General features: G+C 39.9%; 16 protein-coding genes. 5 read left to right on the top strand and 11 right to left on the bottom strand.

Translation table 11 applies throughout. The features are described 5' to 3' along the window. Positions 1–227: 227 nt before the first annotated feature. The 3 genes from CLV57_RS10640 to proB all read right to left on the bottom strand — a co-directional run bounded on the left by CLV57_RS10640 (position 228) and on the right by proB (position 4,403). Entirely contained in the window at positions 228–1,592 is a 1,365-nt protein-coding gene (locus CLV57_RS10640; RefSeq protein WP_100341395.1) for an NAD-dependent succinate-semialdehyde dehydrogenase, read from the bottom strand. A gap of 480 nt (positions 1,593–2,072) precedes the next feature. Then, the gene (locus tag CLV57_RS10645; protein ID WP_100341396.1) at positions 2,073–3,317 is read right to left on the bottom strand and encodes a glutamate-5-semialdehyde dehydrogenase; all 1,245 of its coding nucleotides are present in this window, start codon (positions 3,315–3,317) and stop codon (positions 2,073–2,075) included. A gap of 6 nt (positions 3,318–3,323) precedes the next feature. After that, positions 3,324–4,403, bottom strand: a complete 1,080-nt coding sequence (proB, locus tag CLV57_RS10650; protein WP_100341397.1) for a glutamate 5-kinase — start codon at positions 4,401–4,403, stop codon at positions 3,324–3,326. A gap of 328 nt (positions 4,404–4,731) precedes the next feature. Between proB and CLV57_RS10655 the strand changes: the two genes are divergently transcribed. Beyond that, positions 4,732–5,670 carry a CvpA family protein gene (locus CLV57_RS10655; protein WP_100341398.1) on the top strand — a complete coding sequence of 313 codons (939 nt, stop codon included), beginning with the start codon at positions 4,732–4,734 and terminating at the stop codon, positions 5,668–5,670. Position 5,671: 1 nt separating this feature from the next. Here CLV57_RS10655 and cobA read toward each other — a convergent pair whose 3' ends face one another. Then, the gene (gene cobA, locus CLV57_RS10660) at positions 5,672–6,400 is read right to left on the bottom strand and encodes a uroporphyrinogen-III C-methyltransferase (RefSeq protein WP_100341399.1); all 729 of its coding nucleotides are present in this window, start codon (positions 6,398–6,400) and stop codon (positions 5,672–5,674) included. A 172-nt stretch (positions 6,401–6,572) separates the two neighbouring features. On the opposite strand from cobA, the gene CLV57_RS10665 reads away from it, so the two are divergent. Then, complete coding sequence (locus CLV57_RS10665; protein WP_100341400.1) at positions 6,573–7,379, top strand: glycosyltransferase; 807 nt, start codon at positions 6,573–6,575, stop codon at positions 7,377–7,379. On the opposite strand, the gene CLV57_RS10670 is transcribed toward CLV57_RS10665, so the two are convergent. After that, positions 7,372–10,068, bottom strand: coding sequence for a PAS domain-containing hybrid sensor histidine kinase/response regulator (locus tag CLV57_RS10670; protein WP_100341401.1), 2,697 nt, complete (start codon positions 10,066–10,068; stop codon positions 7,372–7,374). The genes CLV57_RS10665 and CLV57_RS10670 overlap by 8 nt on opposite strands. Before the next feature lie 187 nt (positions 10,069–10,255). Here CLV57_RS10670 and CLV57_RS10675 point away from each other — a divergent pair, with 187 nt between their 5' ends. Then, positions 10,256–10,651 (top strand): response regulator transcription factor, encoded by a 396-nt coding sequence (locus tag CLV57_RS10675; protein ID WP_100341402.1) that lies wholly within the window; start codon positions 10,256–10,258, stop codon positions 10,649–10,651. A gap of 15 nt (positions 10,652–10,666) precedes the next feature. Further along, positions 10,667–11,875 (top strand): sugar transferase, encoded by a 1,209-nt coding sequence (locus CLV57_RS18610; protein WP_157799128.1) that lies wholly within the window; start codon positions 10,667–10,669, stop codon positions 11,873–11,875. Positions 11,876–12,134: 259 nt separating this feature from the next. Here the strand turns inward: CLV57_RS18610 and CLV57_RS10690 are convergent, their stop codons facing one another. Continuing rightward, positions 12,135–13,193, bottom strand: coding sequence for a nucleoid-associated protein (locus CLV57_RS10690; RefSeq protein WP_100341404.1), 1,059 nt, complete (start codon positions 13,191–13,193; stop codon positions 12,135–12,137). A gap of 126 nt (positions 13,194–13,319) precedes the next feature. Here CLV57_RS10690 and mnmE point away from each other — a divergent pair, with 126 nt between their 5' ends. Further along, positions 13,320–14,684 (top strand): tRNA uridine-5-carboxymethylaminomethyl(34) synthesis GTPase MnmE, encoded by a 1,365-nt coding sequence (gene mnmE, locus CLV57_RS10695; RefSeq protein WP_100341405.1) that lies wholly within the window; start codon positions 13,320–13,322, stop codon positions 14,682–14,684. Between the two features lie 59 nt (positions 14,685–14,743). Here the strand turns inward: mnmE and CLV57_RS10700 are convergent, their stop codons facing one another. The 5 genes from CLV57_RS10700 to CLV57_RS10720 all read right to left on the bottom strand — a co-directional run bounded on the left by CLV57_RS10700 (position 14,744) and on the right by CLV57_RS10720 (position 23,829). Further along, positions 14,744–15,922, bottom strand: coding sequence for a metallophosphoesterase (locus CLV57_RS10700; protein ID WP_100341406.1), 1,179 nt, complete (start codon positions 15,920–15,922; stop codon positions 14,744–14,746). A 216-nt stretch (positions 15,923–16,138) separates the two neighbouring features. Further along, positions 16,139–17,488: a serine/threonine protein kinase gene (locus CLV57_RS10705; protein WP_100341407.1), complete on the bottom strand. Its 1,350-nt coding sequence runs from the start codon at positions 17,486–17,488 to the stop codon at positions 16,139–16,141. Beyond that, the gene (locus tag CLV57_RS10710) at positions 17,481–18,275 is read right to left on the bottom strand and encodes an FHA domain-containing protein (protein ID WP_100341408.1); all 795 of its coding nucleotides are present in this window, start codon (positions 18,273–18,275) and stop codon (positions 17,481–17,483) included. The genes CLV57_RS10705 and CLV57_RS10710 overlap by 8 nt, the downstream gene beginning before the upstream one ends. Before the next feature lie 45 nt (positions 18,276–18,320). Continuing rightward, positions 18,321–22,394 (bottom strand): FtsW/RodA/SpoVE family cell cycle protein, encoded by a 4,074-nt coding sequence (locus CLV57_RS10715; RefSeq protein WP_100341409.1) that lies wholly within the window; start codon positions 22,392–22,394, stop codon positions 18,321–18,323. Continuing rightward, complete coding sequence (locus CLV57_RS10720; protein WP_100341410.1) at positions 22,381–23,829, bottom strand: PP2C family protein-serine/threonine phosphatase; 1,449 nt, start codon at positions 23,827–23,829, stop codon at positions 22,381–22,383. Before CLV57_RS10720 ends, CLV57_RS10715 begins: the two co-directional genes overlap by 14 nt. Positions 23,830–23,905: the final 76 nt, after the last annotated feature.

Raw genomic sequence — 23,905 nt, forward strand, 5'->3', positions numbered from 1 at the left:
TTGAAAGCTGTCCCATTCGGTGGACCAAAAATTGCTTTTTAGCCGTGTTTTCCAATTCTTTGACAGGTAAGAGTTTATGAAATACTTAAAGCAAAATACCCTGACTTAAAAGTCTTACCATAACCAACGAAATGTAGTTATTAAACTGTTTAACAGTGATTTTTAACATTTGTCCCATTGAAAAAAAGTCATGTTGCATATGCACATGGGACAACTTAGTGTTAACTTTAAGCTATCCAAACCGATTTGATGTTAACAAATTCGTGGATACCAAACATGCCCAGCTCGCGCCCATAGCCCGATTCTTTGATACCACCAAAAGGCAACCTTGGGTCTGATTTAACCAACCCATTTACAAAGCATGAGCCTGCTTCCATTTGTGTAGCTGCAATGAGTTCGCCGCGCTCCTTATCCTGCGTAAAAACGGCGCCACCTAAGCCGAAAACACTGTCGTTAGCTATTCGTATAGCATCGGCCTCGTCTTTAGCGCTTATAATGGCTGCTACAGGCCCGAAAAGCTCCTCATCGTAGGCTGGCATGCCTTTCTTTACATTGGTAAGTACAGTAGGGGGATAGAAGGCATTCTTACCCTCCGGAACATAACCACCTAACAAGCATTTGGCACCCTTAGTAACTGAATGGTCAACCTGCTCATGTAACTCGTCGCGCAGATCGGCGCGTGCCATTGGCCCTACATCAGTGCCTTCAACCATTGGATCTCCCATCACCTTAGCTTTCATTTTTTCAACAAACAGCCGCGTAAATTCTTTCTCGATCCTTTCAACCACAACAAAGCGTTTAGCAGCAATGCAGCTTTGCCCGGCGTTGATAAGTCTGCTATTAACACATGTCTCTGCGGCATGTTCCAAATCCGCATCTTCTAATACAATATAGGCATCACTTCCACCAAGTTCAAGCACAGTCTTCTTCAAAAGCGAGCCGGCCTTTTCGGCCACCTTTTTACCGGCATTTGTGCTGCCTGTTAACGTAAGAGCTTTTACCAAAGGATTTGCTATAACATCATTTACTGATGCGCTATCCAACAACAGCGCGCGAAAAACGTTATCAGGAAATCCGGCCTGCTTTACAATATCCTCAATTGCCAATGCGCAACCCATAACGTTAGACGCATGTTTCAACAAACCACAATTGCCTGCCGCAAGTGCAGGTGCTAAAAAACGGAATACCTGCCAAAACGGAAAGTTCCAGGGCATCACAGCCAACACAACACCTATTGGCTGAAAGCTTACATAGCTTTTTGAGCCGTCTGTTTTAATATCTTGTTCCTGTAAAAACCCAGCGGCATTTTGATAGTAATACTCACAAACGGCCGCGCATTTTTCAATCTCTGCAATACCTTGCTTTATTGGCTTACCCATTTCTGTACCCATCAGTTCAGCGAGCTTATTTTTGCTGTCCACCAATTTTTTTGCCATGGACAATAGCAATTCGCTTCTTTCCTGGTGTGATGTTAATCGCCATTTAGACCATGCAGTATCTACTTGTTGTACAATGCTTTGTGTGTATAATTTTGTATACGGTTTGTGCTTTGCAACTATTTTAGCGTTGCTTGGGTTAATGGACAATAACATGTTAAGAGTTTTTTGAAGGGAGGATAATTAATAGTTTTTTAACACAAGGGTTTTTGATGTATTACTCTTTAAAAAATCAGTTAAGCGAGATATTAAAAAAATACGCAGAAAAAAGCGCACAATCCGCGTTTTTTTGCCTTTAAAAGAGGTTTTTAACAAAAAAAGTTATCATTAAAATAACAACTTCATTACAATTTTTTAACTGAATACGTGTTTGAACTGAAATTATAAAATAAGCTTAAAAAATTTATTGAGAAAATACTAAAAGTAACGTAAGGACTTGCAAAAAGTTTGCGAACGTATAAATTTGTTATACCCCTAAAATATAAGAGATGAAAGTGATTAAGCAGTTATCAATCGAACAGAAGATGCAAGTGGTTATTTTAGCAATCATTTGCTTTGCAGCCCTTATTAACTATATGAGGATGTAAACCCAAAATCAACCATGTGCCGGATGGGCCGGCACATGGTTTTATAGCCTTAAGCGCGTACTTGTCCGTTACCCCTTACCAACCATTTATAGCTGGTAAGTTCCTGTAATGCCATTGGGCCGCGCGCGTGTAGTTTCTGGGTGCTGATGCCTATTTCGGCCCCAAGGCCAAATTGAGCACCATCTGTAAACGCTGTAGAAGTATTCACATAAACAGCTGCTGCATCAACCCGGTTTAAAAATATCTCCATGTTTTTTTCATCCTCAGTTACAATAGCTTCACTATGTTTTGAGCTGTACTTAGCTATGTGTTCAAGTGCCTGTTGTAAGCCGTCAACCGTTTTTATAGCCATTTTTAAGGATAGGAACTCGGTTCCGAAGTGTTCATCACCTGCAGGATGCAGCAATTCACCAGGATAGTTGTTTTGTAACGCAGTAAAAGCTCGTTGGTCGGCAAATATGGTCACACCTGCTTCACCAAGCGGTTTGGCTACTGCTGCCAGGTCATTTATACGCGACGAATGTATAATAGCGCAATCTAAAGCGTTGCAAACGCTTACTCTACGTGTTTTAGCGTTTAAAATTATTGCCCTTCCTTTTTCCAGATCCGCAGTTTCATCAAAATACGTATGAACAATACCTGCACCGGTTTCAATTACAGGAACCTTACTATTTTTCCGTACGCTGTTAATCAAACCCTGACTACCGCGAGGTATTATAACATCAACATAGCCAACTGCCTGCATTAAAGCTTCAGCAGCTTCACGTTCTTTAGGTAATAACACAACTACGTTTGTATCAATATTGTAGGCGGTTAGTACTTTATGTATTACGCCAATAATTGCCTGGTTAGAGTAAGCCGCATCACTACCACCTTTTAGTATACATATATTACCTGTTTTGAAGCACAACGCAAATACATCAAAAGTAACATTGGGGCGTGCCTCATAAATAACACCTACTACGCCTAACGGAACGCTAATTTTTGAGATATGCAACCCGTTAGGGAGCATTTTATCTGAAAGGATATGCCCTAACGGATTATCTAACATTGATACATTAACAATGTCTTTAGCAATATCGCTTATTCGCGCTTCCGTTAATTTAAGCCGGTCATAGTTGGGGTTAGCCGGATCCATGCGCTCCAGATCTTTTTTGTTTTCTTCTAAAAGGTGGACGGTTTGCGCTACAGTTTCTGCCGCAAGCGCTTCAAGCACTTCGTTGATCCGGGTAGGGGAAACGTCAAGGTTGCGTGCCGCTGTTTGCGCACGTTCAAAATATGCTTTGTAGCTCATAATAGATCAGGATTGTAGGTAAAGATAATCATAATGAACCAACGGCTTTTGGTTTTTACGTCCCATGCTTTCTTTTGCTTTGTCGGCACCGTATTCAGCAACACCTAAACCAATCAGGTCCTTATTATCATCAACTAATTTTATAATTTCTCCCTTTTTAAAGTCAGAAAGAATATCGGTAATACCCACTGGAAGTAAGCTTGTCGCTTTATTCGACGTAAGCGCAAGCCGTGCCCCGGCATTGACCTGCACTATGCCGGTAGCAGATTTTTCTGAGTGGGCGATCCATTTCTTTTTTTCAGAAGCACTTTTTGTGGGGACAAAGTGTGTTTGCACAGCTTTGTTGTTAAGCAGATCTAATAAAATATTATCCGTAGTGCCATTGGCTATATGAACAGAAATGCCAAGTCGTGAAGTTTTTTGCGCCATGGTTGATTTAGTTATCATTCCACCTCGACCAAACTGTGATTTACCTGACGATATAAATGAGGAAAAATCTATATCAGCTCCTTTAACTTCATTAATAACAGACGACCCCTCCAAGTTCGGATCGCCATCATAGATGCCATCAACATTAGTTAGCAATATTAAAGCCTGCGCATTAAGCATAGAAGCTATTAACCCTGCCAATTCATCATTATCAGTAAACATCAGTTCTGTTACCGATACCACATCATTTTCGTTTACAATTGGTACAACGTTATGTTGTAAAAGTATTTCCAGGCAGTTTTTCATATTGAGGTAATGTAACCTGCCTTTAAAATCATCTGTGGTCACCAATACCTGAGAACAAAGTATTTGATGCTGTTCAAACAAGTGCGCGTAAATATTGATCAATTTCACTTGCCCTATTGATGCCAATAACTGCCTGGTGGCTATTGCATCATATTTGTCAGATACCGAGATCAGACTTCTGCCTGCGGCAACTGCTCCTGATGAAACTAAAATAACTTCGATACCTTGCTTTTTGATTTCAGCTATCTGGTCAACCAAATTACCTATACGCACCTGATCGGGCAGCCCGTTGCTTTGTGTAAGCACATTCGACCCAATTTTTATAACAATCCTGCGATAGTTGAAACTCATATTTTTTGACTAGAAATGGGTATAAATATCATAAAAAAACCTCATTTCAAATCATTTTTAGTTGAAAAAGTTTATAAATATTACAAATGATACATAAATAAGACACTACAATACTTTTGTTGACTGATTAACACAAATTTTGAGCTAAAACGGTCAATTTTTGACAAATAGTTGGACTATTCACAAGTATTTTTATATATTTTAGTGTTATTTTATCTTGTTTTAAAAGTTAGTTATTAGATGGATAGTAAGTTTTTCAACACATTTTGACATACATAAATTGAGCGATAATTGTCTATTAAAACATTTATTTGTTTATTGTAGCGCAATGAATTACATCGATTTTATTTTGATACTGGTTATAGGACTTAGTGTTTGGTTTGACATCAAACGCGGCTTTATCGTATCATCTTTATACTTGCTATCCTGGCTGAGCAGTTTAGCTGCCGGTTTCTTTCTTTATGCCCCGTTTGGCAGTCTACTTTCGCCGCTGGGATTTTGGGCGCATCCGTTTGCTTTTATAATTGTTATAATAATAGCGCGATTTTTGTTTGACAACATAATTACGCGTATTTTAAATAACATTTCTGATAGGGTGGAAGCGCATCCCGTTAATAAAACGGGAGGGATTATAACAGGTATTATTAACGGATTGATCTGGGCCGCTTTGTTAGCCACTTTTTTTCTGCTCGCACCACTAACTAAAATTTCCAGAGATACGCGGGATGCCCGTTTTACCGAAAGTTTAATATCCAAAGTCAGCTGGCTTGAGAAAAAACTTTCGCCCATATTCGGCGAGGCGCTTAACCGGTCACTCAATAAAACTACAGTTGAAGATGAACACGGCAGTGTTACCTTACCTTTTATTGTAAAACATCCAACCGTTAGACGTGATTTAGAAGCTGAAATGTTGAAATTGGTAAATAAGGAAAGAGCCGCTAACGGCTTGAAGCCGGTTGAAGCCGATGAAGAACTAACTAAAGTAGCACGTAAACATTCGTTAGATATGTTTTTGAGGGGGTATTTTTCGCATTATACGCCCGAACGTAAAAATCCTTTTGACAGGATGAAAGCAGATAAAATAGTTTTTCTTACTGCGGGTGAGAATCTGGCACTATCACAAACGTTGGATATGGCACATAGCGGATTGATGAAGTCGCCGGGGCACAAGGCCAATATATTAAATCCAACTTTTGGCCGGTTAGGGATCGGCATTTTAGATGGAGGTATTTATGGCTTAATGATCACTCAAAACTTTCGTAATTAATTTACGGGGCAAGGTCAACTACATGTCCTATAATTATAAGTGCAGGGTAAGTGAGTTGTTTGCTTTCTGCCATTACAGCCAAATCTTTAACGGTACCTTTTGCCCATTTTTGTTGTGGGAGAGAAGCGTGTTGTATAATAGCTGCGGGGGTATCGCCTTTTCCTGCCTCAACATAAGCTGTCGATATTACAGGAATTTGTTTCATGCCCATGTAAATTATAACGGTAGTATTACTTTGCATGGCCAGTTTAAGGTCGGCAGATAAAGTGCCATCTTTTTTTGTGCCGGTAATTGCCCAAATACCCTCACTCACGGCACGATGTGTTAACGGTATATCGCCAAGCCCGGATGCCTGCATGCTGGTTATTCCGGGTATGTAATGAGTTTTAATACCGTGCTCACGCGCATATAATATTTCCTCAAACCCGCGTCCAAAAATAAACGGATCGCCTCCCTTTAACCTGACAACTCTGCCGCGACTGAATGCAAAGTGCTTTATCATAGCGTTGATTTCCTCTTGAGGAGTATATGCGCCATAAGGTTGCTTGCCAACATAAACATGGTCACAATCAGTTGGTGTGAGGTCTAACAACTGTTTATTGGCAAGGTTATCATATAAAACAGCGTTGGCAGTTTGCAAAATTTTATAGGCCTTAACAGTTATCAGCTCAGGGTCTCCGGGGCCAGCGCCAACAACAAACAATTCCGGGATTATTTCTTTATCTTCCATTATAAGGCTGTAGCCAGGGGTGTGTCACAAATATAAAATCAATTTTTATGGAACAATAAGTAAATATCAATTTAACTTGTTAGTGCATATTATCCATTTTAAGGAAACACCAAGCCATATTAATACCGTATAAATGTTAACTTTATAACCCATACATACAAAATCCAGGTAAATGAAATCTGTTTTTATACCGCAATACATTAGTAATTACTTAAAGAATAACAACCATGCAGAAGCTACCACACAGAGTATAGCCGAAGCTTACAACCGCAACCTTGTAAAAGAAGGTATTCCGGATGTATCTATTGTAATGCCGGCGTATAATGAGGAAGAAAACATAGTGCCTACGCTATCATCCCTGTGCCATAACATTACGGAAAAAAATGTTGAAATAATAGTTGTAAACAATAACTCTAAAGACAAAACAGAGGAGTTGGTAAAAGCCTGCGGCGTCACCTGTATTTTACAAACTATACAAGGTATAACTCCTGCCCGTAACTTTGGATTACAACATGCGCGCGGAAAATATATATTAAATGCTGACGCCGACACAATTTATCCTAAAAACTGGATAGAGGAGATGAGCAAACCATTAGAACGCCAAAACGTAGCTATAACTTACGGCATCTTTTCTTTTATACCCATTGGTAGTACCGGCAGAATAACTTATTATTTCTATGAGTGGTTTGCAGAACTTACCCGCCTTTATAACAAATATAAAAAAACAGAAGCTGTAAACATATATGGCTTTAACTCAGGTTTTAGAAGGGAGGAGGGTTTGCAGGTTGATGGATTCAATCATCCGCCGGGCACCAATGAAGATGGTTACCTTGCATTGAAACTTACGCAAAAAGGATTTGGTAAAATGCACAAGGTAAACAGCGCTATTGTATGGACAACCGACAGGCGTATACAAATAGATGGTGGATTATGGAAAGGTACCTGGAAACGATTAAAACGCGTATTAAATATTAGTTAGTAAACAAGTCAGGGTAATCTGCTTTCATTTGTTTAAAAACCTTTGCAAGCCCGTTATCCAGTTTCTCAATTAATTGATTAGGCTCACCAGCCTGCGATTCAAGTTCAATAACATAAGGTACAAGTGATGTTACGCCCATGTTGCCAAATGTTGATTTTAATTTGTGAGCTATCTGTCCAACTTCTTTCCAGTTATTTTGGGATGCAGCTTCTTTTAGCTTGTCAAAGTCTTTTACTACAAAGTCAACAAACATCACTATCATTTTATCAATAAAAGCTGGATTGTTTTTGCCAATTGCCTCGATCATTGCAATGCTGTACAATCTTTCTTCATTCTCTAACACTATTTGCTGTGTTGTATCAGGCGCAGAAGGAGTTTCGGTTTGCTCTTTTTCAGCCAGGTTTAATACTTCTGATATTTTTTCGTGCAGCTTTTCTTCGGTATAGGGCTTAGTTATGTAGTCATTCATTCCTGCATCTTTGTAAAGCTTTGCATCACCCTGTAAAGTATTTGCAGTAAAAGCTATAATAGGAATATTAGCTTTTTGATCATTGTTTAATTCTCTAATATGGCGAGTAGCCGTTATACCATCCATTTCAGGCATTTGAATGTCCATCAATATCAAATCGTAAGTATTTCCATTTACTTTTTCAATGGCTTCTTTACCGTTCACCGCAATATCAACACTGCCGCCCCATGATTCGAGCATTGTTTTAACCAGAAACTGGTTCAACTCTATATCCTCGGCCACTAATATTTTCTTCTCAATTTTTGACAGACTCAGAGGAGGGGCCTTCGTTTCACTCAAAGCCTGTAACTGTCCGCGTTTAAATGGCAGGTTGAATGTAAAAGTACTGCCCACGCCAACCTTGCTTTTTAATTCAATACTGCCACCCTGCATTTCAGCCAGATTTTTACTTATTGAAAGGCCTAAGCCAGTTCCTCCAAATTTTCCTGCAAATTTTGTTGATGCTTTAACAAAAGGTTCAAAAATGGTAGGTAGCCTGCTTTCATCTATACCTATCCCTGTGTCTTCAACTACAAACTCAACAATAGCGTCAGCATCGGTGTAATGAAGCAAACCTGTTGTAACTATTACAGAACCTTTGTTAGTAAATTTAATGGCGTTGCTTAACAAATTATTAAGTATTTGTGCAAGGCGATGTTGATCACCAATTACAACTAAGTTACTTGGTAAGGTGTTGTTTAATTTCAACTGCACTTGCTTCTGATTTGCCTTATATTCAAAAGAGTGCACGATAGAAGCAACTTTGTCAACCACCTTAAACGCACGATGCTCAAACTCGATATTGCCTGAACTGATCTTCTCCATATCAAGTATATCATTGATGATGGTGAGCAGGTTGTTAACCGAATCTGTAATTAGGTGAGCATAATGAGTTTGCTGGTCATTAAGCACAGTTTTGCTTAATAAATTGGTAACACCCAATATACCGTTCATCGGTGTACGCAATTCATGGCTCATATTAGCGAGAAAGGTATCTTTTACTTTTGAAAGCTTTTCTGTATTTCGTTTAGCAAGTAATAACTCTTTCTCAGCTAAAATCCTTTCGGTGATGTCCTGAGAAAAACCTATAATGTAGGGCTGGCTATCTTGTTCCTCTACCTTGTAATTTTGATAAAACAAATACTTACTGTTACCATTTTTATGTGTAGCGCGAAATATGCCTTTGCTTGTGCCGGCACCGTTTACTTTATCAATATAGTCAACCTGTATTCGGTCTTTATCAATACCAGGTAGCAATACCTTTATATTTTTATTTACAACCTCATCAGCAGTGTATCCTAATACAGCGAAAATAGCAGGGTTAACTGATAACAAAGTTCCGTCAGTTGAGTGTGTATAAATTAATGCCGGTGAAAAATTATAGAGGTCACGATATCTTTTTTCGTTGATCCGCAATTGATCTTCCATTATCTTACGGTCGGTGATGTCAAGCCCATAACCTATTACAAACTCAACGCTTTGATCGTTATCCAACACCGGATACATATTTCTAAGCAAGTAGTGAGTTGAGCCATCGGGGGCAGACATACGTTCTTCCCACATGCGCTGCTTCCGCGTACGCATCACTTCATTAAACTGCCGGCGTCTCTCCTCTGCTAAACTTAGCGGCCTGCCTTTTAAATTGCAATAGTCTTCATCTGTTTTACCAATCATCCACTCACGCAATTCAGCATCTTTAATAGCTCTTGGGTTAATGAAGCGATAGGTGTGGTCGGTGTCGAGCACTACAACGTCAGACGGCAATTCGTTTACAACACGCTCAAAAAAATTATCAGGGAAATTAAAATTTTCAGGAAGTTCTGTATTATTTGTACTACTATCAGATTTGATAGCGTTAGCTACCAAATTGCCCGAAAAAAAGTATTTGCCTGCTTGCTTAAGATATTCTAAAGCGCCACTTAATACCATGTCAGGATGCGAAGCAATACTGATCTTCATAGTGTAGCCATCGGACGCATTAATATTTGATATATTATTGGCACTATCTACGCTATCAATAACTTTAAAAATATCTTTGAAATATTGCCCCCCTTGCTTGCCTATAATTTTTCCCAAAGCGCTGCCATAACCCTCAATGCTAAAGTCTTTATTCAAAAGAATGTAGTACGGGAATAATCTATTTAGCTGGTCGTTATCAAATATAAATTGCGTCACAGACATTTGGCAAAGGGTATTACGTAAAAAGGATTAGTAAAGTTTAAAATTGGCGGTATAAAAAAAGTAAATTATTAGCTAACTTAACAAAATAATTTACGTTAAAAGGTAACAAAATAAATTTAAACAAGCGCAATATTTTGTATTCTTGACAGCCAGATTCATTCAAATTATCATACTTGCTTACTAAAACATGAGTTTATCAAACACCATCCAAAAAAAAATACTTGTAGTAGAAGACGACCTATATATGCAGGCCATACTTAAAGAGTTTTTAAGTGCCACATATGAAATTCAAATATCACAAGATGGGATGGAGGCTTTGGCATTTATGCAAAGCGGCAACATACCCGACCTTATTATTGCCGATTTAAACACCCCGCAGTTAAACGGATTAGAGTTAATCAATCAAGTAAAAGCAAGTGATTTTTTTAAGTCCATACCAATAATTATTTTGTCGGGTGAAGATAGCTCTGATAAACGCATTAAATGTTTAGACAGCGGAGCAGATGACTTTATAGTTAAACCTTTCAATCCGGCCGAACTGGAAGCCCGTATAAGAGTTGTTTTAAGGCGAATTGTAAATTAACAAAGCTACCGCGTTATGAGTATAACCAATACTTCTTCAATAGAAAGTAAACAGATAATTGCGCTGGTTGGGTTTGATGATACAGCTATTGCTATTTTTAAGACGTTAAACTTTAATGGCCGGGAGCTGGCTTTATATGGCAACGGTATTGAACTCGTTTCTGCATGGCAAAATCAGCAATTGCCAATATGTGCCGTAATTTGCAACAGCGAAATTATGGCGCCCTCGGGATTGGCTCTGGTAGAAGCACTTAAAAATAAGGGATTGCCACCTGTACCTTTTTTATTGATAGTTAATCATCTAAATAGAAATTTAGTAAAGCTGGCCTTAGCTTCTGGTGTAGCAGACGTTTTTAGGTTGCCTTTGATCTCTGAAAACATAGAAGTAAGAGTTAATTTTTTGATTGAAAACTGGTCGTCGCTAAGAGGTAGCCTTCAAAATACAACACCAAAGCTTAAGAAAATAGAAACAAGTAAACGTATATTTGACCTTGTATTTGCAGGTGGAGCTTTGCTAATGCTTTCGCCACTGTTTTTGATTATTTATCTCTGGATCAGACTTGAATCAAAAGGTCCGGCATTTTACTACTCGTTAAGGGTTGGAACTGGTTACCGTGTATTCAGGTTTTATAAATTCAGGTCGATGTATGTCAATGCCGATCAGCGGGTTAAAGACCTTCAACACTTAAATCAATACAATATAGATTCGGGTAACGAGCCTAAAGAGACCGAAACTGCAGCGCATCAGTTTTTATGTGATGCCTGTCAAAGTTATGGTAAATGTCAGTATCCGTTGTACGCTGATAAAGTTAGCTGGTGCGAAAAAGATTTCAGGTATAGCAAGCAAAATGCTGCGGGTTCGGCCTTCTTCAAAATAAAAAATGATCCACGAATAACTAAAGTTGGTAAGTTTATACGTAACACAAGTATTGACGAATTGCCCCAGCTATGGAACGTTATTATAGGCGACATGAGTATTGTAGGTAACCGTCCGTTACCATTGTATGAAGCTGAGAAATTAACTACAGACAAATATGTATTACGCTTTTCCGCACCTGCAGGTATAACCGGCCTATGGCAGGTAGAAAAGCGAGGTAAAGGTGAGATGAGCGAAGACGAACGCTTGATGTTGGATAATACCTATGCTCAAAACCACAGCTTTAAGAATGATATTAAATTAATTTTAAGAACGATACCCGCGTTGTTACAAAAGGAAGACGTGTAAATTACATTGGATAGCCTGTTTTGCTCTCATGGAATTCCTTGGTTGACACATCGTTTTTTACCGGTATGTTGTGAGAACCGGGCTGTTTTTTTAAAACATAAAAAATCAACGAGCACCATATACTGGGGATGGTGAATAGTAATACTATGTTTAAGCTCTTTTGTTTTATTGTAAGCAAGCCAGTATTCATTATTTTGATAGAAAAGTATACCGCTGAAGCCAGATGAGCTATTAAAAGTAATACAAGCAATATTATCATCTATTGTTCTTCTTTGAAATAAACTTTGTAGTAATTCATAGCCTTTCCATCGTCAAATCCTTTTTCTATCAGGTCCTTATCACCGTGAATATAAATATGGAAGTTTTTGTCCAGCTTTAAAACACTTTTATAAACCCGCGCCTGTTTTTTTACAGCATTGGCTGCAATGTCAAAGGTATCAGGTATGGGTGTTTCAAACTCTTCCTCGTATTGGTTTTTGAATGTTTTGAAAGACGCAATTGCCTGTTCATTGCCAATTACTTCACCTGCAAACTCGTCCAGGTCAAAAGTCTCTTTCTCTTTGAAGTACTTCATTGAGCGATTGAGCAGGTCAATTTTGTCAGCCTTGGTCATTTCAAAATCTTCATCAATTTTATTGGTTACAAAGTTTTTGTAAATACCCAATGCATTACTGGTTTGATTATAGCTGTCGTTACGGATCTTCAATTGTAAAAAGCTATCCTTCCAATAAACGGCGGCTTCTGTACCCCTGGTGTTATTGTCGATAACCACAACTTTATAGCCGCTTTCTTTGTCGGTATTAAAAATGAGACAGCCTTTATCCAGTTTATTAATGTTGATGGCATTTTCCTCATAACCCAGGTTAAACCCGCCTTTATCAGGGTAAACCTTTAGATATGTTTCTTTGGTTTCTGATTTAAATACGCCGATAGCATCTAATAACTCACCTTCAATCTGAAGTTGTTTAAAGCAGGTAACGTAAACTTCTCCTGGTTTTATCTTCGGATGATCAGATACCTCATAAAGGTATTTAGCTATTTGTTCGGATACCTCATGAAACTGGTTTTCGTTAACAAATGCCTGTGTAACGAAGTGGTGTAGCTCATTTAATTTCAAATCACCACTACTATGCATTAAATGGTATACTTCGTTAGTTTTTTCAAAAGGTGATAAAAAGTATTGCATCAGCAAACTGCTCATTAATTCATCTTTTAACTGCAATGATGCTTCAGACAGCGCATACATTTCATTCTGCGACTTATTGCCTACGTGGTGCACAGAAATTTTATCAAGAGATGCTTCAAAAAAGGTTACCATATTGCGGGACAAGTTATGATTTTTGTTTGACGCTTAATGGTTACTATTCATCAGTAAATTGCGACCTTTACATCGCGCCCAGATGGTGTGTTTTTAACCACCCTATGAGCCGTGAAATTACGAACAATGAACTATATAACAGAAACCATTGTAGCATTAGCAACACCGCCCGGAAGCGGTGCTATAGGAATTATACGCCTGTCTGGACCAAATGCTATAACCATTGCCAATAAAGTTTTTAAAGGAAAAGACCTAACTCAGCAAAGCTCACATACCATTCATTTCGGTAATATAGTTGACGGCGATATGTTACTCGACGAAGTGCTGGTATCATTATTTGTAGGGCCGAAGTCTTATACCCGCGAAAATGTTGTAGAGATATCATGCCACGGTTCTAATTACATTATTGAGTCTATAATTAAGTTGCTGGTTAAAAACGGTGCGAGAAACGCCAAGCCCGGCGAGTTTACGTTGAGAGCATTTTTAAATGGCCAACTTGACTTGTCGCAGGCAGAAGCTGTTGCAGATTTGATAGCGTCTAACTCAAAAGCATCACAACAAATTGCCTTGCAGCAATTGCGGGGTGGTTTTAGCAACCAGTTGCAAGTTTTAAGAGAGCAATTGGTGCAATTTGCGTCGTTAATTGAGTTGGAGCTTGACTTTGCAGAAGAAGACGTTGAGTTTGCCAACCGTGATCAGTTAAAAAAATTGATCAACGATATTTTAAAAGTTATAACAGCGTTAATCCAATCGTTTGAATTAGGCAATGCTATTAAGCAGGGAATTAACACGGTGATAGCAGGTAGGCCTAACGCCGGTAAATCAACTTTACTTAACGCGCTGCTAAACGAAGAGCGTGCTATTGTAAGCCATATACCGGGTACTACACGTGACACGATAGAGGAGGTGCTTAATATTAATGGCATCAACTTCCGTTTAATTGATACTGCTGGCATACGAGAGGCTACAGATACTATTGAAAAAATAGGTGTGGAGCGTACAATGGAAAAAATAAGTCAATCTGCTTTGCTTATTTACTTGTATGATGCTGCGCAAATTACTTTGGCCGAATTGAATGAAGATCTGGAAAAGCTTAGTAAGCCTGGTATTAATATGTTAGTTGTGGCTAACAAAGCCGATCTGCTTTCTAATGATGAAAAAGCTGCTATTCCCCAAACCGAAAGCGCTGTTATTGTGTCTGCTAAAGAAAAACAGCACATTGATGAGCTAAAACTTAAAATCTATCATGCGGCTGTCAAAAAGCGACTGGAGGGTCAGGATATCTTGGTAACCAATGTTAGACACCTCGAGGCACTACAAAAAACAGAGGATGCACTTGTAAGGGTTTTAAGTGGGATGGAGGATATTACGTCAGATTTTCTTGCTATGGATATTAAACAGGCCTTACATTACTTAGGTGAAATAACGGGTTCTGTTACAACCGATGATTTACTGGATAATATATTTAGTAAATTCTGTATCGGCAAGTAAAGCAGCTACAGCCACTTTACCGGGTATTTGAAAATAATAGGAAAGGATGTATTATTCATTTATCCGCGTTTCAACGTGATAACTGCTATCTCCGGCCACATTCCAATTCGACCCTTGAGTCCCAGAAAGCCAAAACCTCTGTTAACATATAGGTAACGACCTGCGTTTTCGTAAAGGCCCAGCCATTGTTTATAGACATATTGCACAGGACTCCATTTAAGCCCGAGAAAATCAATACCGAACTGCATACCGTGCGTGTGCCCCGACAACGTTAAATCAATAGGCTTTTCGTGATTCAAGGTAACAGCTTCCCAGTGGGAGGGATCATGTGATAGCAGTATCTTGAATGCGTCATTATCTACGTTATTGGTGGCTTTACTAAGATCGCCATATTTGTGAAAACCACCTTTTCCCCAATTTTCTACGCCAATAATCGTAATAGAAGCGCCATTCCTGTGGAGCTGAACAGACTCGTCCAACAACAACTTAAAGCCAATGTCGGCGTGCACTTCCTTAAGGCGTTTTAAATTGGCCGTTTTTGCTTCCGCGCTTTCCCAACTAATATAATCGCCATAATCATGATTACCCAGTACCGAATATTTGCCGGTATTTGCTTTAAGTCCGGCAAAAGGTATTATCCATGGTTCCATTTCGCTAGCCTTATTGTTAACCAGGTCGCCAGTAAACAGGATAACGTCGCTACGCTGAGCATTGATCAGATCAAGGCCTTTTTGCACGCCGGCTGCGTCTGTAAAACTGCCTGAGTGCACGTCGGTTATCTGGGTAAGCGTAAATCCATCAAAAGCTTCGGGCAGATTGGGAAAACGCAGTGTAGTTTTCTTTAAACGATAAAAGTGGCGGCCCCGAGTAATGCCAAACAGTACTACCGAAAAAGCGATGAATGCCACACCGATTGCCAATTGGCTGATTAAGATGGAACGTGGCGGAAAGTCACGGAATATCCGGGTAATATCTTCTAATAATAGGATAGGCGCAGCTGCTACGCCTGGAACAAAGGCTAACAACATCAAACCCATCAACCAGGTAATAAGTGTCTGCTGTAAAGGGGAACCACGCCGTACAAAAAATGCGGCCAATATGCCTGCCATCAATAAAAGATTAGCTGTCCAGTAAACTATTGCATATTGATTAGTGGCGACAGTTGTTTTGATAGCCTGATAAAAATAAAGGTTGCTCAACAACCAGATCAGGATAATAAGAGGGAATCTTTTTAACATAAATCAACAGACGATACAAAACCATAAACATTTTAATCAATCGCTCGAAATGATTTATAAATGACACTTAGGCTAAATTGTATTTTATTCATTTGACTTCGGCAATATCTGTTTTGCGTTTTTTTCGCAGCTATCAAAATCCACAATATTAATTGACTTAACAGATTTACATGCTGGTTGATCCATAATTTCAAAAAGGGTACAACCCTTAGTTAATTAGAATATTCCCAGGAATTTTTTTCTTTTTTTCTTTGCCGGCGGCGGAATATAATTTTTTTGCTGTGTTGCTTTAATCCGGTCAATGCTGTCCATTCTTAATCTGATTACATGTTCACGCTCAGCCCTCATCATACTGTCTGTATTATAAGGTTTTAAAAACGTATATGGCGATTCGTAAACCGGGGCGTAAGTGTTGCCGTTTGTCTTGGACGAGAATACTTTAAAAAGAAATAATGAAAGAAACAAGCCCGCTATGCTCACTACCCCAATTAATAATTTTTTTGAAATGACAACCATCCTCTTATCGCGCTCAAAAACATTAAGGTAATGGTTATAAGATGTTCCGTCAGCTCCTTTAATAGCTGCAAGTTGTTCGCGGAGTCGTGTGTTTTCAGTATTTAATGCCACTGCACTCAGTGCGTCTGTTTGGGCAGATGCGGCAGATAAACTACCATTTATTATATTATTGTGTAGGTCTGTACCGTCAGCAAATCTCTCTTCAGGATTTTTTTGAAGACATTTATGTAGCAAACGCATAAACCAATCAGGTATCTGCATCTCCAGCACTTTCTTGTCTTCACTCCAATGTTCCGGCAAGTTAGCTTTGCGCAAAGTAGCAGCATTTGGTATATCCTGTTCCATATGGCTCACCATTACCGCGTTATGGCCGGTATCTCCATTGCCCGGAAGCGGGAAGGGTACCTGGCCTGTAAGCAACTCATACAAAATTATTCCGTAGCTATATATATCGGTTTGCAAAAGCATTTTACCTTCGTTCTGTTCAGGAGCCATGAATTCAATAGCTCCGGCATGGCGCATACTGCTGCGACGCTGTTCTTCAGTCATTATAGCTAAACCAAAATCAAGCAGCACATAGTTACCTGTGTGTATATTGTACTTTACGTTGTTGCTTTTAATATCGCCATGTTTAACACCAACCTTGTGGCAATGCGCAAGCGCGCATGCTAACTGATCGGCAACTTTTATCAATTCTTTTAAAGTAAAGATCTTGTCGTGCGGTGCCTGCAGCAATTCGGCCAGGTCAGGGCCCTCAATATATTCCATTTCAATAAATGGAAAGGAGCCACTTTCTGTAATACCTGAACTCAATATCTTAACTACATTGGGGCTTGGGTTCTCATTAACCTTTTGTAGTTTAGCTACCTCATTTAAGTAATTGCGATAATTTTTATCATTTTGGTCTTCCGTATATAACGGAGTTGGTATCAGCTTTACCGCCGAATAAATAGGGCCGTAGCGCCTGCCTTTGTAAACAGAACCCTGGCCACCTGTACGCAATGCACCAAGGTTTTCTAATCCATCAGCTATAGTAAATACCTTACTCATTTTTAAGGGATTTATAGCTAAATTCAATTACTGCTGACTCTCCCAATACTATCTGATCACCCTCCTGCAATTCGTGGCCAATGTGGGTAGCGTGTAATTTTGTTATCTGTTCATTAGCTTCTGACCGTATTTTTACTTTATTGCGGGGAGGTATGCCACCCTCATCGGCGAATATCATAAAGCGCCCTGCATCGTTGTTCCACTCAATATGTGCGTGCTGTCTGCTGATGAATCTGTTTTCTTTGCTTTTACTCTCTGACGGAAATGCTATGTGGTTGGTGCGGAAATATCCTTCATCAGACTGTGTTTTTTTATCGCGACCAATGTTAATTTTACCGCTTTCTGATTTTAGTATATACTCTGATTCCAATGTCTCTCCGCTTAAAGCACGTATATAAGCTGTGGCTTCTTTTTTTATAGCGTGTTTAGCTGTTTTAACAAAAAATGCTGCATCAATATTAAGAGCCTTTGTTGCTTCGGTAGGAATGTTTTCATCAAATATTACATCAAGCGACCAATTCGTGGGAAGCGCTACTGCATAATCGTCAGCAGTTCTTTGTATCTCGTCCCTCAATAATTGGGGTTGTTCGGCATAAACAGCGGCTTCATAAACATGTTTATCCGCATCGGTAGTATTTATATAAAGGCAAACACCTTTTATGTTACCACCTTCGCCGCCTTCTGCCTTTTGCAATTGTTGTTTAATAAATTGAAGTAGGGCGTGGCGCACACCTTTCACATCTGACGGGCGCTCATCAGCATCATTGTTAAAAAAATTGAATACCATGTTTAATGTTGACGTTTTTTTCAACCTGTTTGTTTAACCTAACCTTCATTGATTTGTTTGCGGAGTAATATCTTTAATATAACCCTTTTTAATTAAGAATGGTACAACGTGCCGCCCGGCCAGATGCACCGCGTCTGACGAGCCTTTGGTTGATTCTATACGTACACAAACCACAATATTGCCATTGTATTTTGCCATTGGAGCAAAAAATACATACCAACCATCATTGATCTGTTCTTTTTTCCAGATGCGCTCGGGAGTACCTGTTTTACCCGCTACTGAAACACCCAATGTATATCTTTTAGGGGCACTTTGCTCTATCATATATTCACGTAAAAGCTGCGCGTATTTTGGATTGTTAGCCAATTTTATCGCTGGCTTCACAGGAAGCAGAGAATCGCTTACCTCCAAAACATAGCGGTTATTAATTAACATACCATTATTTGCTACGCCTGATGCCAGGCGGGCTATCGCCGCTGGCGTAGCAATTAATTCGCCCTGTCCCCACGCCATACCCGAAATACCTTTTGCGCGTGTTAGGCGAATGTTGTTAGGATTATAGCGCGGTTTTGTATTAAACTCTGTTCTGCGCCATAGTTGTCGCCACTTTTCTTCCTGAGCGGCATTTTCTTCGGGCTTATTATAATAGTAGCCCCCTACACCATGTAAAAACATACCGGTTTTTAAATACAAATCGCCCATTTGCTCCTGCAAATGTTCCTGGTTGGCCAGCTTAATAAAGTAAACGTTATTTGATTTTACCAACCCGCGGCGCAGGTCAATTACGCCGGTTTCATCAGGTTCCAAACCTTTAGTGCGAATGCGTTCCGAAGTACTTACGGAGTATCGTTTATTGGCAGCAGCCAACCCCAGTTTATTGAAGGCAGCCATAGATGTAAGTACTTTAGCCGTTGAGCCAGGTTGAGTAAAGTGTGTAAAGCCCAGGTCAGAAGTTGTTATCCATTGCGATAGCTGGTTTTGTTCAGCATAACTCATGGTCAGTTTTTCCCAGTTATGAACAGGTGGGAGCGGATATACTGCCGAAGTTAACACGTCACCGGTATTAGCCTGCATTATAACCACTGATACCCTGTTATCATTTAGTGAGGTATCTGTTGCTATAGAGCGTTGTATACTGGTTTGTAAACCGGCATCCATAGTGAGCTTTACATCCCGGTTACGATTTTTAAAAGCTTCTACTTCTTTGCTGTTTATTCCGGCAAGTAGCAGCGGAGCGATAGCTTTATAATCTTTTTTAACCACGGTCATTTCTTTTACGCCCCGCGCGAGGTATCTGTTTTCAGAATAGCGTTTCGCTAATACAGTAAATCTGGTAGTGGGCATATCAAATCCACGCAGTTCGGCGGCGTGCTCATACTCGGCAAAGTAACCGTTTACGCTGCCATTAAACACGCCGGTATTTGCATCACCTGTCCAAAAAAACATCTGTTCATCAAATGGGTAATATCTGCTAACACGTTTATGCATTGCCGAGTCGAGGTTGTAATTCTCAATGCCTGCCCCATACAGTTTAAAGTGTTGTCGCTTCACGCTGTCCGGATCGCTGGTTGCTAATATCACACCGTTGCGGTCAAACAGCGATCCGGCTTTGAGCCTATTCATTAAAATAGCGATACGTGGGTTATAACTAAACATGCGCGCGCCACTTCTATCAGCAACAAGCGAGGGCTGGACAACCCAAATTTTGTTGTTAAATAAATAACGGGACACATTTACTGTTAATAGGAATATACCAATAAATGCTGCAAGAAGCGCGGGTACCAGATTATTATCTTGTTGTTTGGCTATGTAGTTCATTTGTACCGGTGTTCCCTTTACCCTTGATGCTGAGAGTAGAAATCCCGAAGCTAATAGATTAGCCACCAGCGATGAGCCCCCATAACTTTGGAACGGTAAAGATACGCCAGATAGCGGCAGGGCGCCGGTTGAGCCACCCGCAATAAGGATAAACTGCACAAAGGTGGAAATACCTATACCCGCACACAAGTAAAAAAGAAACGGCGTACCCGTTCGGCGCCCTATTATAATAGCACGGTGCAGATACAAAAGAAAGAGTACAAAAATGGTTACAATACCCATCCAGCCAAATTCTTCGCCCATTGATGGGAGTATCATATCTGTATGTGCCTCCGGGATAGTTTTAGCGTAGCCCTCACCAACACCTTGCCCGGTAATACCACCGCCCGCCATGGCCCAAAGTCCGTTAGCTACCTGATCGCCACCATAAACTTCATTGTTCCAGGCATCCTGCCAAATGGCTTTTCGATCAACTAAACGCTGCACAGGGCCAGGGAATAATTTATCCAGATAAGGAACTTGGTCTATTGTTAAAAACGCAGCCATTATCAGCAGCACCATCATAGCCGATTCACTTAATTGTTTGCGCTGTAATAACATCAGTAACGCTACAATACTCAGTGTTACACCAGCAGAAAGCCATACGTTTTTGAGTATCCACGACACAATTACATAAAGCACCACCGATACAGCCATAAACATAAAATCGCCGCGCGAAAAGGAGAACAATGCAATAAAAGTGAAACACACTACCATTGCCGGCCCTAAATCGCCCAGAAGCAAAAACAACATTAGCGTGGTAAGTATGGATATCAGCGCAAACCAAAAAAACGACCAGCGTTTTCGCCAACTGGTGTATTCGCTGATGAGCTTTTCGTTAACTGCAAAAAAACCTGCCAGAAAAAGTATGATAAGATATTTTACTATTTCGCTAGGCTGAAAGCCAAATAGATTAACCTTTACACCGCTACCTTCGGGGCCGGTACCAAATGTTATGGTTAATGCTAATAAGCCTATTGCTGAAATTACCCAGGGCCAACCATTTGCAGACGATGGTAGATTTTTAAATACCAGCATGCGGTACAAACGCGAGTCTGTATTGAAACTGCGCAGATTGACAAATAATACTATCAGCATTACAAAAAAACCAATCACTAAATAAGCTAAGCTGTCTTTAGCTAAGAATCTGTCGCGTAAAGGGTCTTGCAGGCTTAATAATGTTAAAAAAGAAAGCCCGGTAAACAACATAATAACCGGCAAAATAAATTGATCTGCCGCTCTGAACTTCCACGATAGAACAATATGCATCAGCACGAATGCAGCTATTAAACTTGCGGCGATGATAATGAACCAGCGATTAAATTCCTGCGGGGTACGTATGATCAGCGCCTTTTCTTTTTTCAGAATGTTAAAATCGCGCGTAGAGAAAAGTCTGATAGTATGTGGTGTTTGTTGAAATGTGAACGAGGCATCACCATCAAGATCTTGCACGCCCTGTGATGATCCAAATTGAAAGCCGGGTTGTAAAGGCAAAACTTTAAAAGCTTTATTGGCCGGCAGATTAGTAAATGCAAAATGACCTTTGTTATCAGTACGTGCGTATGCGCTAAGTTCCTGCAAATGTTTTTTACCGGCGCTGTCAGGTAAGTTTACAGTTGTAATTCCGTTTTTTTTAGCGGTTACAATCTTTATGTCTTCAATAGGTTCGTCATTATAAATACTATCCTGAGGTAATATCAGTTCCAGCTTTACCAAAACGCCTGGCACAGGTGTCGCTTTATTAAGGATGAAGCCATCCATGGTATGTTCTCCCATTTTGAGGTCAACAACCGAGGGCAGGGTGGAAGGGCTCCGTTTCTCCTGGATAAACGTCAGAGAGTCATTGCCTGTATAACCTAACAAAGATCTTGATGCATCCACCCGAGATTTAAAGGATTCGCCACCCTTTACATAAGCTTCATCAGCCAGCAGGTTAAACCTGCGTTTATTCAGTTCACCAATGTTGTCAATTGTTTCTCCGGGTTTTATAGCTGCAGCAACTGTGTTTTCAATTAGGTCAACATCGCGTTTATCATCAAAATAATAACCTTTTTGAAGTAAAAGCTTTACAGCCGCAGCCGGATTCTTACCATTTAGGTTGATCATTGTTCCGTCTTTCACGCGCGATTCAACATCTTCGAACCTTGTTTGCAAAACTGTGTATAACCGGAAGAAAAACAACGCCAACAGTATAGTTACTGCCAATAAAAAAGAGCGTTCAATGTTGCGGCCTGGCATTGTAGCGGGCTTATTTTGATCCATTGATATTTGCGTGGCGTTTATTTACAGAATCGGTATTAGTTGTCATTACGGATATCTTGCTGTTAACAACTGATTTGCCCCCAAAAGTAAATCTGTTTACTACAGGTGTTATACTACCAGTAAAACTGGTATGCTTCAAAATCAAGTTAGTATTGTTAAGGTAAATAGCGGTGGGGAAACCACTGAATTGTAGGCTATCTAACAAAGTTACTTTGGCTGTAGGTGATATTACAATGGCGGGACCGTGGTAGGCGGTGTCACGCTGTAAAATAATGTTGCCTCTGGCTTTTACAAAAAGGCTGTCGGCCTTTATAAATATCGTATCAGTTATTAATATCGGGCTTTTAAAAATACTGTCAGACAGAACAAGTGTGTCGCCTTTGGCATTGTTGAACGCATCCTGCAATAAAACTTCCTGGGTATTACGTGCGGGATTTGTTGTTTTAGTCGCTGTATCGTTATGCGGTGCATACTTTTGCCACTGCATAAAAAGCCATATTGATGATGCCAGTAGGGCTAGGCAAATTATAAATAGCAATAGAGTTAATAAATTACTTTTTTTAGGTTGCATTGGTGTTAAAATCTCATTCTGGGGTATATGCTCAACTATTGGCAGTTGTTCGTCAAGCGAAACCGTGCTTTTTTTTGCTGTAGAAGCCTGTAGCACTGTACCTGATGTTTGAGGTGCTTTGTTGTTTTTTACCAAAACAACGGTAATATTATCATTGCCACCGTTAACGTTGGCCGCCTCAATAAGTGCAGCAGTTTTTTGTTCAAGCGTGTCATTACCGGTAACCAGTTGCGTGATGTCGTTTTTATCCACCATGTCGGTAAGTCCATCGCTACATAACAGCAGCATGTCGCCCGGTAAAAACGGAGATTGCCCCGTTTCAATATAAGTATCATCAGTTTCTATCAATTCGCTAAAACCCAATGCTTTATTTATTTCATTGCGCTTAGGGTGTTTCATGGCAGCAGTTTCAGTTAACCTGCCTGAATCTTCCAAATACCCAACAAAAGAATGGTCGTTTGTTATTTTTACAAGAGATCCATCTCGCAGCAAATAAAGTCTGGTATCACCTACGTGAGCATAGAAAAACTGATTGTTTTTTAGATCGGCAACGGCCAGCGTAGCCACACACGCCATTTGTTCATGCTTCCTATTGACTTGTTTTTCGGCATAGATCCTGGCATTTGCGCGCTTGAACGCATCAATCATATCGGGGATTAGATCGCCTTTGCTTTGTCCCAGGTGTTTTAATATTTCTTCTTTAGCAAGGTCTGCTGCAACTTCTCCACCGTGGTATCCGCCTACTCCGTCAATAACGCAAGCTAATATATATTGCTTGTTTGAACTTAACTGCGCAATAAACGTATCTTCGTTATTGTCGCGTACTTTACCGGTATCTGTTTGCCCGAAGAAGTTCTCAGCCATTTTAGTTGCCCGATTTTTTTATATCAATGAAATGTGTGACCAATAAGCCAAGAACCAATATCAATAGCACTATGGA

The sequence above is a fragment of the Mucilaginibacter auburnensis genome, from assembly GCF_002797815.1.
GTDB classification, from domain to species: domain Bacteria; phylum Bacteroidota; class Bacteroidia; order Sphingobacteriales; family Sphingobacteriaceae; genus Mucilaginibacter; species Mucilaginibacter auburnensis.

Excerpts from the sequence above, each read along its gene's own strand:
- CLV57_RS10710 (WP_100341408.1), bottom strand. The coding sequence starts at position 18,275 with ATGGTATTCAATTTTTTTAACAATGATGCTGATGAGCGCCCGTCAGAT.
- proB (WP_100341397.1), bottom strand. The coding sequence starts at position 4,403 with ATGAGTTTCAACTATCGCAGGATTGTTATAAAAATTGGGTCGAATGTG.
- CLV57_RS10645 (WP_100341396.1), bottom strand. The coding sequence starts at position 3,317 with ATGAGCTACAAAGCATATTTTGAACGTGCGCAAACAGCGGCACGCAAC.
- CLV57_RS10670 (WP_100341401.1), bottom strand. The coding sequence starts at position 10,068 with ATGTCTGTGACGCAATTTATATTTGATAACGACCAGCTAAATAGATTA.
- mnmE (WP_100341405.1), top strand. The coding sequence starts at position 13,320 with ATGAACTATATAACAGAAACCATTGTAGCATTAGCAACACCGCCCGGA.
- cobA (WP_100341399.1), bottom strand. The coding sequence starts at position 6,400 with ATGGAAGATAAAGAAATAATCCCGGAATTGTTTGTTGTTGGCGCTGGC.
- CLV57_RS10690 (WP_100341404.1), bottom strand. The coding sequence starts at position 13,193 with ATGGTAACCTTTTTTGAAGCATCTCTTGATAAAATTTCTGTGCACCAC.
- CLV57_RS10665 (WP_100341400.1), top strand. The coding sequence starts at position 6,573 with ATGAAATCTGTTTTTATACCGCAATACATTAGTAATTACTTAAAGAAT.
- CLV57_RS10675 (WP_100341402.1), top strand. The coding sequence starts at position 10,256 with ATGAGTTTATCAAACACCATCCAAAAAAAAATACTTGTAGTAGAAGAC.
- CLV57_RS10655 (WP_100341398.1), top strand. The coding sequence starts at position 4,732 with ATGAATTACATCGATTTTATTTTGATACTGGTTATAGGACTTAGTGTT.
- CLV57_RS18610 (WP_157799128.1), top strand. The coding sequence starts at position 10,667 with ATGAGTATAACCAATACTTCTTCAATAGAAAGTAAACAGATAATTGCG.
- CLV57_RS10700 (WP_100341406.1), bottom strand. The coding sequence starts at position 15,922 with ATGTTAAAAAGATTCCCTCTTATTATCCTGATCTGGTTGTTGAGCAAC.
- CLV57_RS10640 (WP_100341395.1), bottom strand. The coding sequence starts at position 1,592 with ATGTTATTGTCCATTAACCCAAGCAACGCTAAAATAGTTGCAAAGCAC.
- CLV57_RS10720 (WP_100341410.1), bottom strand. The coding sequence starts at position 23,829 with ATGGCTGAGAACTTCTTCGGGCAAACAGATACCGGTAAAGTACGCGAC.
- CLV57_RS10705 (WP_100341407.1), bottom strand. The coding sequence starts at position 17,488 with ATGAGTAAGGTATTTACTATAGCTGATGGATTAGAAAACCTTGGTGCA.
- CLV57_RS10715 (WP_100341409.1), bottom strand. The coding sequence starts at position 22,394 with ATGGATCAAAATAAGCCCGCTACAATGCCAGGCCGCAACATTGAACGC.